Source organism: Pseudomonas sp. AC112 (genome assembly GCF_979253545.1).
Map to the genome: position 1 here is coordinate 984,693 of NZ_CEEDCM010000001.1, position 16,066 is coordinate 1,000,758.

The following is a 16,066-nucleotide window of genomic DNA, read 5'->3' on the forward strand; positions in this document are numbered from 1 at the left end:
AACGGTAGGGGCCAGATGCTTCCATTGCCTTCCACTTAACCCGTGAAAGGACATGGCCCCATGCCTACCCATCTACTGCTCAATGGCTTGTCGGGCAACCTGCAATCCAGTGAATCCTGGGCCCGCCAGCAAGCCCTGGAAATGATCCGCGATTCCTTGGCGCGGACGATGAGCAGCCTGACCCCACAGGAGCAACGGGACTACGTCAGGCTGCAACGCGAAGCCCACCAGGCGATCAAGGCGGTGGACCGCGAAAATGCGGCCCTGCTCCAAGCCTTCCAATCCGACGGCACGACTCAACTGCGCAGCCGCATCGGCGGCCTGGACCCGCACAGCCTATTCCTGCACACCCGCTACCTCGAAGAGCTGCAACCGCCACTGCCCTGGGAACCCCGCGCCAGCGCCCACCTCAATGGTACTCACCGCAGCCGCTTTCGCCGTGCCTACGACGAATGGAAATATCGCCCCCATGTCTCCACGTTATCGCTGTGGGACGCCGCCTGCCTGAACTTCGATTTCGCCACGTCCCAGCCTCAGGCGTCAGGGCAGACATTTGTCGAATCGTCTTACCTGAGTGGCGCAGACAACCTTCAACTGACCGTCAGCCAGTTCATCGCCATTGCCCGTGACCTGGACCTGGGCGGTCAACTCGACAAGCGCCTGCAAACCGCCTTGGGCCAGGGCGGCAAATTGCAGGGCCTGCTGCAAGCGAGCAGCGAGGCCTGCCTGCGCTTTGAAGCGCTGGAGGCGTACCGCAACCGCGCCCACACTGGCGTAACCCGCGACCTTCTTGCCAGCCTCAACGCCGCCCTCGACGGCAGCGGCCCGGCCCTTCCCTTCGACACCCTGGGCATGAGCACCGGGATCACCGTGTTGCCTGCCGTGCCGTTCGTACCGTCAGGGCAAACCGTGCCGGTACCGCTGCTGCTGATTCGCGTCGCCGCCCATGGGGTGCTGTCGTACTTTCCCTTCCGACCTGGGGGCGCCCTGCGTTACCACCGCGACGCCAACGCCGCGCACGCGGCGTTCATACAGCAACTCAAGACCAGCCACAGCGAAGGTGACTTGGGCTGGTTCGCCCGCCAGTTGCCGATGGCTGAAATGCACGGTTTCAAGCAACTGCTCAAGGATGCGCCACGCCCGGTAGGCCTGAGCCCCGTAGCCGGTTTCCTCTACGACACCTTCCACCGCCTGTTCCCGCAACGGGCCCTTGATGGCTTGCGCTTTACCCCCGACCCCAAGCACGGTCGCAAGGAGTCCCTGGTGCAAGCCTGCACCTACCGTGAGGTGCAGCGCTACCAGGCCAACCTCTCGACCCTGGCCACGCGTCGTTCGGAGCGTGACTTGCAGGCCCTGATCGATGGCGTCGCGGCCATGGCCCGGGAAGTCCTGGAGCTGCTGCTCACGCCCATGCCCGGCGGCGTCACCGGGCTGAATCGCGTGATGCAAGTGGCGGTGTTCGGCAGCCTGGCCTACAGCGTGATCATCGGCATCAACGAAGCGGCGCGTGGCGAAGCCAGTGAGTTTGCGTCTGCCCTGGCGGACATTGCCGACTTGGCCATCAATGGCCTGTTGATCACCACCGCCGGCCGTGTGCACAACCAGCGCATCACACGCCTTTTGCACCAACTGGGCAACCCGCGCAAAGTGACCCATGCCGACGGCAGTTACGCCCTTTGGAAGCCGGATATCGGCCCCTATGCGATCCTTGATCAGCACCTGCTCGACGGCCAAGTCGCCAATGCCCAAGGGGTGTACCAGGTCGACAGTAAACAATACGCGTGGCTGCAAAAAGATCAGGAGCGCCACGTCGTGGAGGTCAGCTATGACGCGCAGAGCATGCGCTTTGTGCTCAAGCTCGAAAACGCCGGCCGCTTTGCCCCACCGATCCTGTTCGACCCGGCGCTGCAAGCCTGGACCCTGGACCTGCACAACGCCCACACCCTTTCGGACATCCAACTGGCCGAGCGCATGTTGCCCGACGGCTCCACGGCCGTGCCCCGTATCGAGATGGAAAGGATGCTGCGCAGCATCGCCGCCGACCGCACCACCCTGGATCGCGTGTGGGCCGGCGACCCCGCACCCGTCAACCTCACCGAAGGGGTCCGGCGCCTGCAGGCCGACCGAGTCATCGAGCAGTTGATCAAGGACTTCTCAAGACGCGGGCATATGCCGCCCCACGCCGATGGCACCGTGTTGTGCCTGTTGACCCAAGTGCCCGCCTGGCCGGTCGATGCGTGTATTAACGTGCACGACCAGCGCGGCGTGCTGATCGAACGTTATGCCGCCCGCGAGAATGGTCTCTCCCACACCATCGAATTGATGCGTCGTGACGATGGCACCTACGGCGGACTGACCGATCCCCTCACCTCCGCGCCCACTCAGGAACAGCTGTTCGAATTGATCCTGAACCAGCAACCCGCCACCTCACTGCTCGGCAAGGAAGGCAGCCCACACCTGACCGTGGCTCAACGCATTGCGCGCCTGCGCGTGCAAATCAGTGAACTGGCAAAAACCCACCGCCACCCGTTGTTTACCGCCATGACGCGCTACGACGGTTATGCCCGCGACGAAGTCCCTGTTGAGGACAGCGCACGCCAGTGGCTGCCGATCCAGGTGCCCCCACCGTTGGTGACCGTCACACCACTGCTGAAAAAACTGCGCGGGCTCTACCCGCCCCTGACCTCGGCCAACCTGCAACAACTGTTGCTGCAAACGCCCCTCGATGCCAACCAACAAGCCGCCTTCCTGCGCGATGCCAGCCTGCCCCAGGCGGTGCGGGAGAACCTCGAACACCATCGCACCGCCCTGCGCATCGACATCGTGATCGACGGCTTCTACCACCCTCGGGCCTACAACCCGGACACCGACCTATGGGCACGCGATTTCATCGCCAGCCTGTTGCGCAGCACCTGCAACCGCGACTTTGTGGTCACCGAGGTGAGCAATGGCCCCCCCGCCGATCGCTATGTCTCCAGCGGTCCCGATGACACCACCGTGGAACTGCTGCACTACGGCCAGGGCCACTATGAGGCCTACGACATGCGCAACGCCGGGCCGATCCCGGTGTCACCGGCCATTGACAGTCTCTACTTGGCCGTGGGCTCGGTCCTGCAACCCGGCGAGCGCCTGAAACTGGGAATGAACAGCGCCAGCGATGCCCAAGGCTTGCGCGACACCCTGGGCGACTTGATGAGCACCCGACGCAGCCCTGAAGGACAGGTCAGCCCGCTGGACCAGTCGCTTGGCCAGTATGAGCAAAGCGTGGTGCTGCCCCATGACCTCAAGCCCGACGCCCTGGGCCTCTATCAGTGGGAAGGCCAACAGTTGCTGCCGCTGTATGGCTCGCTGTACCCGATCGTCTACGACAACCGGCTGCGCAAGTGGCGGCTCAAGCACCCGCAAAAAGTCGGCGTCGATACCCCGCGCCTGGAACATAACCGCCAGGGTGCCTGGCGCCTGTCCAGTGAAAACCCGCTGACCTGGGACGATCACCGCCTGTTTTATCGCCTGGGCCCCGCCCACTATCACGTCGACCAAACCACCGCCGCACAGATCATGCGCCTCACCGACACGCCGGCGCAGGCGTTGCGAGAGGTGCACAGCAGCGGGCTGCCACCACCGCCGTTGTTGCAGGACACCAGCAAACGCTTTCACATCGAGCGCGAGATCCTGCAGTTCATCCAGGCCATGAGTGTCTACTCGGCCACGCGCAATGCGCGGCCTTCCCTGCAATTGCTGCTGGTCACCAGCTTGCCGGCCTGGCCCGACAGCCATGCCTTGGAGATCATTAACGCGCAAGGCCAAGTGATCCAGCGCTACCCGGCCAGCAGCGGGGCCAGCAGCGAACGCATTCAATTGACCGAAGCGCAGAGCCGAGGCTTGGAGCCCCTCACCCGTATTGTTTTGAACGATCAGGTCTGCCGCGCGCTGCTGGGTGAACTGCCCACCTCACAGGAGGAACGCCTGTTCAAACTGTCGAAGAAAATCGCTGAGTACGCCTGGCGCGAACGGGCGCAACTGTTCGACATCCTCTACGCCCAGAGCGAGCAAGGCGCGACGAGCCTGGAACGGCGCCTGCACGCGCACTTCCCGCAACTGCCCGTCAGCGCGGTAAAGGCGATTATCGGGCAATCGAGCCCCAACGAACTCAAGCAATTGCATAAGCGCGACGAAGTGGGTTTGCGCCTGGCCGAACAGGTCCGACTCACTGCTGACGATATGCGTTTGAACCGCGCCTACGAAGGCCTTTACCTGAGTACCCTGGCCAACCCCGACAGCGAAAAAATCATGCTGCACCTGCTCAAGGACGTACCCGGCTGGCCACTGAGCCTGCGCCTGGAAGTGCGTGACGCCAGCCTCGCCGGCCCGCTGTTGGCCCGCGCCGGCCAAACGGGTGCCACCGACCGCCGCACACTGGTGAAGATCGACGGCGGCTACCAGTCGCATGATCGCGACGGTCATCGGCTCAATGAGCAGCCCGACGGCACCCGCGACCTGCTCGGTGCCGTGGTCCTGACCCTCGACGATGCCGAGTGCCGTGCACTGGGTGTGGAGGAGGGTGCCGAGCCGAAAGCGCTACGGCACGCCATTGCCGACCTGGCCCTGGGCCAACGCGTGGCCATCAAGGCCCTGCTGGGGCTGACGCATATCCCGGCGTGGTTGCAGCCGCCGATGCGCGTGGACACTTCATTCATCGCCTACCCGTTTACCCTGCGCAGCCTGTGGCCGTTCGGTGGCAACCAGCCGGTGGACCTGGTGAGCAAGGTGCGCGAGATCTACCCCAGCTTCAGCGTCGCCGACGCCCGGCATCTGATTGACTCGCTGGGCATGACCGAACCCGCCGCGTTGATCGAACTGGAGCGACGCAAGGCCGAGTACCAGGCCCTGGAGTTCGAACTGCAGCGCTGGATCGACACGCCCCAACCGGTGGACGACCCGGCGATCGACCTGGCGGGTTGGAACTACGGGCGACGCCGCCTAATGGCCGAGCGCATCCTGCGTGCCTGGCGCCACGAAACCCGTGCAGCCTACGACAACGAGACTGGGCTTTTCGACACCCATCAACTGGTGCTGCGCCTGGACGGCAACAGCCTGCCCGACCCCGACTTCATGCTGGGCACCCGTGGCTTCGAGCACATTGAATACCTGCGGATCGTTAGTGATAACTTTCCGCCGACGGGCAACGCCTTCCTGAGCAAATTTATCGGACTGACTCATTTAAAGCTCGACTGCATGCTCAATGACCTGCCCACCAGCCTCACCCAGGTGACGCAACTGCAACAACTGGACTTGAGCGACAACTCGATCGTGCTGACACCGGAGTCTCGTCAGCGCCTGGCCGGCCTCACACGATTGGAGGGCCTCTACCTGGACGGCAACCCTCTGGGCCTGACGCCGGACGTTTCGCAGATGACGCGCCTGCAGGTGCTGTCGCTACGCCAGACCCATATCGACCAGTGGCCTGTCGGGGCCGAACGCCGCAGCACGTTGCGCCATTTGATGCTGCAGGAAAACCGTCTGACCACAGTGCCCGAGGCGGTGTTTTCCGACGTGCGCATGGGCCCTACCAACCTTCACACCGTGCTGCACGACAACCCTTTGAGCGAACAGACACTGGGCCGGATTCGCGACTATCGCGATCGCACCGGCATTGCCCTGGGTGGCCTGCTACCGGGTGAACTGCACCAGCCGGCGACAAGCAACGACGTCAGCTTTTGGCTGGCCGGTATCCCCAACGCTCAACATGCGCAACGGCAGGCGCTATGGGATCAATTGCTACGGCATGAGGGTGCGCGACCAGAAGACGCGTTCCGAGTGTTGCGCGACCTGACCCAATCGTTCTCGTACCGGTCCAGCCAAGACACTCGGCAAGCCCTCACCCAAAGGGTATGGCAGGTGCTCGATGCCATGGGCGAATCGACCGAGCTACGCGACCGGGTCTTCCGTAGCACCTATACCGACGGCACCTGCGGCGATGGCGCCATCCTGGTATTTATCGATATGGAGATCGTACACAAGGTGCATCAAGCACGCACCCAGGCCGGCAGCAACCAGGCAGACCGCGAGTTGCTGGCGTTGGCGAAAAGCCTGTTCTACCTGCGCCAGGTCGATCAACTGGCCGACGCGCATATCCAGACCCGGCGCATGGCGGGTCGGGAGGTGGACGATGCAGAGATCAAGTTGTACTACCGCATGCGCTTTCGCGAAGAATTCAACTTGCCCATTGGGCGCGAGGAAATGCTCTATTCCGTGGAGGATTGGGTCGATGAGCAAGACATCAATCAGGCACGCATTACCTTGCAGGCGCTGAGCGGCACCCAGGCGGCGCAGAACTCATTGCTGACGGAAGAGTTCTGGATCGAGTATCTGGCCCGCAGTTACCCTGAGCCTTTCTCGACCATCGAAAACGTAGCGCGCTACAAACTGAACAGGCTGAACGAGGAGGTGGTGGACAGACGTTCGGATATCTACCTCGATCGTCGGCAATCTCTGGTAGAGCTTGAGATTGCCGAGCGCAATCGCCTGGTGCGCCAGTTGACCGAAGCAGCACAACTGGCCCAGCAGGTGAATTAAGCGTCAGGCCGAACGCGGGGCGCCTTGGCCTGCGTTCAACGGCTGTAACTTGAACACGTAGAACAGCACGGTCAGCAGCACCAGAAAGACCGGGCCGACATACAGGGCTATGCGCGTATCCGGGAAGTAAGCCATCAGCCCCACTACCAGCAGCAGGAACGCCAAGGCCAGGTACGAGCTGACCGGGTACAGCCACATGCGGTACTTGAGCCCGGCCTGTTCGGCGGGGCTCAGGCTTTTGCGGAACTTGAGCTGGGCCAGCAGAATCATCAGCCAGGTCCAGATCGCGCCAAAGGTGGCGATGGAGGTCACCCACACGAAGACTTTTTCTGGCACCAGGTAGTTGAGCAACACGCCCAGCAGCAACGCGAAGATCGACAGCAGCAAGGCCTTGCGTGGCACGCCATTGCTGGACGTGGTGCCGAAGGTCGCCGGCGCCTGGCCGTTTTGCGCCAGGCTGTAGAGCATGCGCCCGGTGCTGAAGATGCCGCCATTACAGGAGGACAGCGCAGCGGTGATCACCACGAAGTTGATGATGCCGGCGGCGGTCTTGATGCCGAGACGTTCAAAGGTCATCACGAACGGGCTGCCCTGGGTGCCGATTTCGTTCCATGGGTAGATCGACAGGATCACGAACAACGCGCCCACGTAGAACAGCAGGATGCGCCAGAACACCGAGCCGATCGCGCTGGGGATGGTCTTCTGCGGGTTCTTCGCTTCACCGGCGGTGAGGCCGATCATTTCCACGCCCAGGTAGGCGAACATCACCATTTGCAAGGACATCAGCACGCCCTGCACGCCGTTGGGCATGAAGCCGCCATGGGCCCACAGGTTGGAAATCCCCAGCGCCACGCCGTCATTGCCGAAGCCGAACGCGATGATGCCGACGCCGCCGATGACCATCGCAATGATGGTGACGATCTTGATCAGCGCAAACCAGAACTCGAACTCACCGAACGCCTTGACCGCGATCAGGTTGATGGTGCCCATGCTGATCAATGCCGCCAGGGCCCAGATCCAGCGCGGGGTGTCGGGGAACCACACGCCCATGTACACCGCCACGGCGGTGATCTCGGCGACGCAGGTCACCAGCCACAGGAACCAGTAATTCCAACCGGTGAGAAAGCCCGCCAACGGGCCAAGGTAGTCTTGGGCATAACGGCTGAAGGAACCGGCGACGGGGTTGTGCACCGCCATCTCGCCCAGGGCGCGCATGATCACCAGGATCGCCAGGCCGCCAATGATGTACGACAGCATGATCGCGGGGCCGGCCATCTCGATGGCCTTGGCCGAGCCGAGGAACAGGCCCACACCGATACAGGCACCGAGGGCCATCAGGCGGATATGCCGTTCACCGAGTTCGCGTTTGAGCGGGCCGCCTTGAGCGGTCTCGCCATGGGGCAGTGGGTTGCCGACTGGCATAGGGATACAACCTCATCTTGTTATTGGATTGTCCGTCGAGTCTCCAGGGGCAAGCCGGTAAGCCTGCGCCCTTGCCGAGACAGGGGCCGCCTCATGGACGGGCCCTTCTTGCCGGGCAAGATCAGCGGGGCGTGCAGTATAAAAAGCCCAGACCAGGCTCATTCACTATAAAAGCGGGCCAATTTAGTGGAAGTACCCGTCAAAACGCAATTTAACAGGTGCATATGACCTGCACCGAGCGGCAAAACGCCGCACTGCGCAGCGCATAACGCAGCCACTGGAAGATTCCGACCTGTAGAGCAGATTTTCCTCACGGCCAGCCACCCGGCGACTACGCTTCAAGCAAGTCCGATCAATCTGCGTGAATGGATCAATCGACTATGGGCGCACTGTGGCAAACCGAATCGAGCAAGGCTGCGAAACTTCAAGGCAGTTCGGAACCAGCGCCTTTACCCAAAAATAAATCCAGGCCCCGTCATTGGCGTCGGCTGTTCTGGCTGATCGTGCTGATGGCGCTGATTGCCCTCGGGTTTGCCGCCGCCAAGGAGATGCGCACCTCACGCCTGCAGGCCCAGGCACTCAGCCGCCTGGCCGGCGATTTGACCTATCACGTCGCCCCCGGCCCCAGCGACGCCATGGTGTACCCGGGGCCGGGTCCGTTCGACCGGCGCCTGGGCTACAGCGACCTGGATGACTTCCTGGCCCGCCTGCTCAAGCGTGGTTACGTGGTACAGGCGCAGTCGCGGTTTTCTCCGGCGCTGATGGACTACAGCCACCAAGGCCTGTTCGTACCCTATGCGGAGAAGATCCAGGCGGGGCTGTCGATCACTGACTGCCGCGCCGAACCGCTGTATCAATACACCTACCCGCAACAGCTCTATGCCAGCTTCGCCGCCATCCCACCGCTGGTGAGCAACAGCCTGTTGTTCATTGAAAACCGCGACCTGCTCGACCCCACCCAACCCCAGGCCAACCCGGCCGTGGACTGGCCGCGCTTTGCCAAAGCGGCCTGGTCGCAGGTGGCCAAGACCCTGCACCTGCCCGGCCAGAGCGCCGGTGGCAGCACCCTGGCGACCCAATTGGAAAAGTATCGCCACTCCCCCGACGGGCTGACCGTCTCCGGCGCGGAGAAACTGCGGCAGATGTTTTCCGCCGGCGTACGCGCCTACCAGAACGGACCCGACACCGAAGTGGCGCGGCAGAATATCGTGCGCGACTACCTCAACAGCGTGCCGCTGTCCGCCGTGCCCGGGCATGGCGAGGTGCATGGCCTGGCCGAAGGTTTGCGGGTGTGGTTCGGTGCCGATTTCACTCAGGTCAACCAGGCGCTGGAGGGCAGCGAGCCCAAGGCCAAGGGCCTGGCTTTGCGCCAGGTCATGTCGCTGATTATCGCCCAGCGCCGCCCTTCCCATTACCTGGCCAAGGGCCGTGAAGAACTGGCGCAACTGACCGACAGCCACCTGCGCCTGCTCGCCCAGAACGGCCTGATCGACGCGACGCTGCTCAAGGCGGCCCTCGCCGCCCAGGTCACCTACCGCGACTGGCAACTGCAACCTACGGTGCAGCCGATTGAAACCAACAAAGGCATCAGCGTGGCGCGCAGCCGGATCGCCGCGTTGCTTAATCGCCCGCTGTACGACCTGGACCGCCTCGACCTGTCCGCCACCAGCACCCTGCAAGGCCAGTTGCAGACCCAGGTCAGCGACTACCTCAGGCACCTGGCCGACCCGGATTTCGCCCAGCAGATCGGCCTGCTCGGCGAACGCCTGCTGACCCCCGCCAGCACCCCGCAGGTGCGCTACAGCTTCACTCTGTTCGAACTGACCCCGGACGGTTCGCGGGTACGGGTGCAGACCGACAACACCGACCAGCCCTTCGATATCAACGAAGGCAGCAAGCTGGAACTGGGCTCCACCGCCAAGCTGCGGGTACTCACCACCTACCTGCAGATCATCAGCGAGCTGCACGACCAATACGGCGCGCAAACCCCGACTGCGCTGAAAAAGGTCGAGGTCAATGAACAGGATCGCTTGAGCCGCTGGGCCATCGACTACCTGATCCAGGCCCCGGACAAGAGCCTGGCCAAGATGCTCGACGCCGCCCTTGACCGCACCTACTCGGCCAGCCCAGGCGAAAGCTTTTTCACCGGGGGCGGCCTGCATCATTTCCACAACTTCCGCAGCCAGGACAATGGCCGCAGCCCGACCCTGCGCGACGCCCTGCGCGAATCGATCAACCTGCCGTTCATTCGCCTGATGCGCGACGTGGTGCGCTACACCACCTACGCCGGCCCCAACAACAGCGCGCAGCTGCTCAAGGACGACAGCGACCCGCGGCGCCAGGAATACCTGGCCCAGTTCGCCGACCGCGAGGGCACCGCGTTCCTGCTGAGGTTCTGGAAGAAGTACCAGAAGAAGGACACCCAGGCGCGCCTCGACACCTTCCTGGACAGCATCCGCCCGACGCCGATTCGCTTGGCGGCGGTGCATCGCTACCTGTTGCCCGAGGCCAGCCAGGACAGCTTCAATCGCTTTGTGCGCTCGCACCTGGTGAGCGCCAAATCGGTGGAAAAACTCAGCGATGAACGCCTGGCGCGGCTGTACCAGGACTACCGCCCCGGTAGCTACGACTTACCCGACCAGGGCTTTATCGCCAAGGTCCACCCGCTGGACCTGTGGCTGCTCGGTTACCTGCTCAACCACCCGGAAGCGACCTTCAGCGAGGTCGTCAAAGCCAGCCAGTTCGAGCGCCAGGAAGTCTACGGCTGGCTATTCAAGAGCCGCCATCAGAGCGCGCGGGACAGCCGTATCCGCACCATGCTGGAGATCGAGGCGTTCCTGGATATCCACCAGCGCTGGCAAGCGGTGGGCTACCCGTTTGATCACTTGGTGCCCTCCCTGGCCACGGCCATCGGCAGCTCCGGTGACCGCCCGGCGGCGCTGGCGGAATTGATGGGGATCATCCTCAACGACGGCATCAGGGCCAAGGTATTGCGCATCGACAGCCTGCATTTTGCCGCCGATACGCCGTACGAAACCCAAGTGGTGAATGACCCTGCGCCGGGTAAACGGGTGATGCCGGTCGAAGTGGCCAGGGCCTTGCGCGGGGCCCTGTCGCAAGTGGTGGATGCCGGCACTGCCAAGCGGGTGTCGGGCAGTTTCAAACTGGCCGACGGCACGCCACTGGCCATGGGCGGCAAGACCGGCACCGGCGACAACCGCATCGAGGCCATGGGCGCGGGTGGCCGGGTGATCAGCTCCAAGTCGATCAACCGCACGGCCACCTTCGTGTTCTACCTGGGCGAGCAGCACTTCGGCACGCTCACCGCGTTTGTACCGGGGCGCTCGGCCGAGCACTTCACCTTCACCTCGGCACTGCCGGTGCAAGTGCTCAAGGGCATGGCGCCGATCCTGATGCCTTACCTGCAGCCGGGCAGCTACAGCCAGTGCGTGCCCACGCCCCTGGCGGCCACCCGTTAAAGCGTGCTGAAAAACAGCCGCCTGGCCAAGGCCAGGGGAATCTGCGCACGGTGAATCTCCAGGGTCTGTTGCGCGCGACCTGCCTGCCCGGTGCGCATCCGTGCAAACGCCTGGGCTTCGGCTTCGGCCTGGGCCTGTCGCCCCTGACGCTCCTGCTCGGGACTCTTGATATGCCCGGCGGTGTAATGATCGTCCGGCCCCTGACTGCGCTCGTAATGGAAATGCGCGAAACACAACGCCGTTGAGGTCTGCGCATCGTCGACACGGTACACCTGCAGAAAGTCGTTTTGCCGGCCCGGCATGGGCACGCGTTGCCCTTGCGGGTAAATGTGCACTGCATTCTGGCTATCCAGGAACGCCACATCGAGCGCCGTGGTGACTTTGCGGCGCGTTGCTTCTAAGCGGGCCGCTAGCCCGGCAGCTTCCAGGCGGCTGACCGCTGCACGCAAATCGCCCTCGACAGTCTGGGCATTGGCCCGCTGCACCGCAGCCAGACGCGTCGTTTCCAGGCTGCGCAGCTTGTTCCTTATGCCATCGGCGGCCCATAACCGGCTCCGTGCCTGGGCCTGTAAAAGCTCCTGCAGCGAAGCGGGATCGTTCACCGTCGTTACCATTGTCTCGACGTTGTGAATGGCGCCCTCCACTTCGCGCAGCGACTTTCTACCTTTGTTGATCAGCTCCCCCAGTTGCGCATCGGCCAACGGCGGCGGTGATACCGCACGCTGCGGGGTGCTCGACTCCCAGATACCGTCTTGGGCCTCGGTGAAGGTGCCGATGACTTGACCCTGGGCGTCGTGCAACTCGGCTGTTTCCACCGCCTGCCGACCCGTCGGCGCCTTGACCTGAGCCACATACAGGTCCCTGTTGCGGGTGCGGATGATCTTCTTGCGCCGCGCAACGGCGGTTGATGGGCCCTGAGGGGGGTTGGGGTCAGGTTGCAGCCATTCCACCAGCAATCTCTCGGCGTGCTGATGCAGTTGGGTAAGCAACTCCTGCAGCTTTTGCAGATAAAGCAGGTCAAATTTTTCTGGGGCCATCGTCCGCCAGAACTCGATCTGATCATCGGTTTGTGCAAAGACGCTGTCGATGCTTTCCAGTAATTCTATACGTTCCTGGGCACCGGTTTGCAGCAGGGGCAAGTCTGCCAACGAGCGCGTGGCCCAACGTGCTCGATCGATGGTGTCACTGACATTGGCAAACAGCTCCTCGGCCAGGGGCGGACCTGCCACATCAATGCTGCTGCCCCACAAGGTGGTCAGTTGCAAGGATTGCAGATCGAGAACCGACGGGCGCGGTGGCAAGTCCTGCATCAGCGCGCCGGCTTTGTCGCGACCGTACTTGGGCACCGACTTCAACTCATCCAGGTGACGCTGCTCCAGGGTTCGCCAGTGAATCGCGCGTTCATGCTCCGCCACCAACTCGCGCATGCCTGTACTGAGAGCAGCATGCGCCTGGATGTTGATGTCCGCGCCAGCCTCTTCCGGCGTCTCGTTTTCCAGCACATCGAACACCGGTCGCAATCGAGTATTGATGGCAAACATCCGCGCACGCACCTGACCGTCGAGCAGCCGAGTGGTGAGGATGATCGATTCCAGCACCGTGCACAGTTCTTCCTCGTAGCGTGGCCTGGGGCCCAGCTCGCGCAAACGCTTGAGCAACTGCAATTCGAGCAGCGAGAAATGCACCTTGCGTTCGGTTTCTGCCACGTAGCGAGCCAATGCTTCGTTGCGCTGGTGCTCCTCGATGGCGCCCACGGGCTTGGTCGCCAGGGTACGAGCGACCTCCATTGCCATGCTGGCCCTGGCGCGGCCCATCCCGGCCTGGCGATAGTGCTGCTGCAGGGTGTCTGCGTCGGCCCGGACATCGGGGGCATCGGCACCGCCACGCAAGGACAGGCCAAGGTCAAACTCCCAGCGCCCGGGTCGTGGGGATTTGAGCCACGGGCCCAGGGTGGCACCGTCAGCGCTGATAATGCGAACCCGGCCCGCCTCCAGGCGCACACGATACACGTGCCCAAGCACCAGGGCCTGCCATTGCTCAGGCGTGTGGGACGCATCACGCAATAAGCCATTGGCCTCGGCACCGTCAAGCGTTGTCGGCCAGGGCGCAGGCAAGCGCTTCAGGCTCAACGCCTGAACCCTGGCCTGCAGGGCCGGGGTGAGCTCGTCGCGTGCGTTGGCCCAACCGGCTGGCGCCGTGAAAGAGGCGGGCGATTCGATACGTCGCAACGGCCACTCGGCACGGTTCAGCTCGGCGAATGCCGGGTGTTCCAGATCGACATGGCTCTGCACGTCTTCGGGTACGGCCTGATGCGCGAGGATCACCACCAGGTTGGCCAGCATGTCCATGATCGCGGCGCTCTGGTGGGCGGCATCCGCTTGCAGGTCCTGGTGCACGCTGTCCATCAACGTCAACAACCAGCCACCGAGCATCAACGGCCCGCGAAAAAACGGCAGCACGCTGTTCAACAGTAACCAGCCGCCGGTCTTCAAGGTTGCCCAGCGCTGCTCGGCATTTGACACCGACTGGCGGTCGGCCAGGGCCACCAAGGCACGTGCGGTGGCGGCGAATACCTGATGGGCCGGGTCATCATTGTCCACCTGTTTGCCCAACCGGGCCGGTGCCGGCTTCGCATACACGGTGAACTCATCGGTGATACGAAACTGATGGATATGCGGTTCAGCAAACCCGCGGTTGGCATACACCGCCTGGCGCTGCGCGGGTAGCCAGGCCAGCACGTTGTCCTGCAAGTCGCCAGAGGCGGCGATCGCGGCAAGCAATGCCGCCGCCGAGGGATACTCCTGCAACACCGGATCGAACAGTGGCCGGTACAACAGATGCGGGCCGTCCTCGCCTTGCCGTGGGCCGATGACAAACATGGCCGCGACCGTATCCGCAGCGGCCTCCGGCCGGGCAACAAACGCCAGGGGCCACAGCGCAACAGCCGGGTCCTGAGCCTTTACCACCGCGCTGACCCGCTCGAACCCGGCCTGGGTAAGGCCGTGCAGGTTGCGCACCTTGTACTCCAGCGCGAGCATCGGCAGTTGCACCTGCCATTGTTGGCTGAACAGGCGTCGGCGGCGTGACGCTTGCGCGCCGTCGTCGATCAATTTGTTTTTCAGCAGGGCCGGGTAGGCCTGGCCCACATCCGCTTGCGTCACACAGGCCTTGAGCAGGTCATAGGTCAGCCACGCGGGCGCGGGTTTGCCGCTGACGCGGATGGCTTTGACGCGGTGGGGGAAGCCGGCAAGGTTGGCCAGGGCCAACTCGGTCAGGCTCACGTCGATCGGCTCCACTTGCCCGGCGATAAAACCACCCGGCACCGGCACTGCAGCGGCAATCACTCGCTCAAAGGTCAAGTGGATATCGCCGGGCTTGAGGCTCGCCGCCTGGGGATGCCTGGCCAGGCACTGTTGCAGGTGCGTCTCGGCGAACGCACCGATAGGATCAATGCCATCCAGATAGTGCCCGGGTTCGGCCTGCTGCAACAGCGCCGCCTTTTGCAACAGACGCGCATAGGCCAGGCTGTCGGTCACACCGGCATGCAGCAACCAGCGCGGCAACTCACTGCGCAGGCGTTGCTGCACGTCACTCAAGGGCGCTACGAACCAATGCCGGGGTTGGGTGATGGCGACCAGTAGCGCCTGGTACTGCTCCACCGAGCGCGGCACACAGGGGTTGAGACTCTCTAGGGCACGCAGTTGGCGTTGCAGGTAGCTGGCGGCCAATGCATCAAACGGATCGCCCTGCACACGCTGCACAAACCATTGGCCGGCTGCCGCGTCCATCGTCGGGTGAATTGCGGCGGGCAACAACGCCCCGACCTCGTCAAGGTCGGCCAGCAGTCGCACCCCGCTCGCCGGGTTGAACAGCAGCACGCTTGACTCGCCGATCGGCGCGACCGGTTCGAGCAGCAGCAATGGCAGTTGTTGGGTGGTGCCGTCGTCCCCGCGCAGGCTCACCGAGTAAATACGCAACGCGTCCCCTGCAAGGCTCCACTGGCGATCCGGCCGCACCGGGCGCAGCAAATGGGTGGGAAACCGTCGAGCAAATGCCTCCCGGCTCAACCCCGGCGGTGGCATTGCGTCGTAGAGCATCGCCAACAAATCATCGGAGAGGTAGCCCCAGCGGGTCATGTTCATCGCCAACGGTTCGCGCCACCACGCCTGCAACCGCTGCGCATAGGCCTCCAGCAACTTGGGGCCGCAGGCATTGACCAGTTGTTCCACCTCGGCGAGGGTCGGCCCGCCCGGCTCGTAGGTTTCCCGCACCCGGCGCGCCACCACGTGGTAGTCCTCGACCAGGTACACCGGCCTGGCACGGGCCAGGCGTTCGAGCAGCAGCGCCGGCAGGCTTTGGTAGTCATAGGCGCCCGGCTGGGAGGGCGTGCCGATATGAATCAGGCCAGCGCTGAAACGGCGTTCACTCGCGCGTTCATCCAGGTACACCTGAGCGCTCTGCTCGGCCACAGCCTGCAACGAGGGAGGCTCATGAAAGGTTGTCCGGATTTGTTCGATATGGCTTTGACGCAGTGAGGCCGTGTTCATAGGAGCGGGGTTCATGGCGGGTTTCCCTTATGGATCGAACCC

The 16,066-nt window shown here is 63.4% G+C and carries 4 protein-coding genes; 2 read left to right on the top strand and 2 right to left on the bottom strand.

Annotated features, from left to right (window positions below; translation table 11 throughout):
- The first annotated feature begins 60 nt into the window (after positions 1 to 60).
- Positions 61 to 6,576 carry an NEL-type E3 ubiquitin ligase domain-containing protein gene (locus tag AC0IYN_RS04755; protein WP_471840675.1) on the top strand — a complete coding sequence of 2,172 codons (6,516 nt, stop codon included), beginning with the start codon at positions 61 to 63 and terminating at the stop codon, positions 6,574 to 6,576.
- 3 nt (positions 6,577 to 6,579) lie between these two features.
- On the opposite strand, the gene AC0IYN_RS04760 is transcribed toward AC0IYN_RS04755, so the two are convergent.
- Complete coding sequence (locus AC0IYN_RS04760) at positions 6,580 to 7,998, bottom strand: amino acid permease (protein ID WP_099494152.1); 1,419 nt, start codon at positions 7,996 to 7,998, stop codon at positions 6,580 to 6,582.
- A 380-nt stretch (positions 7,999 to 8,378) separates the two neighbouring features.
- Here AC0IYN_RS04760 and AC0IYN_RS04765 point away from each other — a divergent pair, with 380 nt between their 5' ends.
- Positions 8,379 to 11,477 carry a transglycosylase domain-containing protein gene (locus AC0IYN_RS04765; protein ID WP_471840676.1) on the top strand — a complete coding sequence of 1,033 codons (3,099 nt, stop codon included), beginning with the start codon at positions 8,379 to 8,381 and terminating at the stop codon, positions 11,475 to 11,477.
- Here the strand turns inward: AC0IYN_RS04765 and AC0IYN_RS04770 are convergent.
- Positions 11,474 to 16,039: a hypothetical protein gene (locus AC0IYN_RS04770; protein ID WP_471840677.1), complete on the bottom strand. Its 4,566-nt coding sequence runs from the start codon at positions 16,037 to 16,039 to the stop codon at positions 11,474 to 11,476. The two genes, AC0IYN_RS04765 and AC0IYN_RS04770, sit on opposite strands and share 4 nt — an antisense overlap.
- Positions 16,040 to 16,066 lie beyond the last annotated feature (27 nt).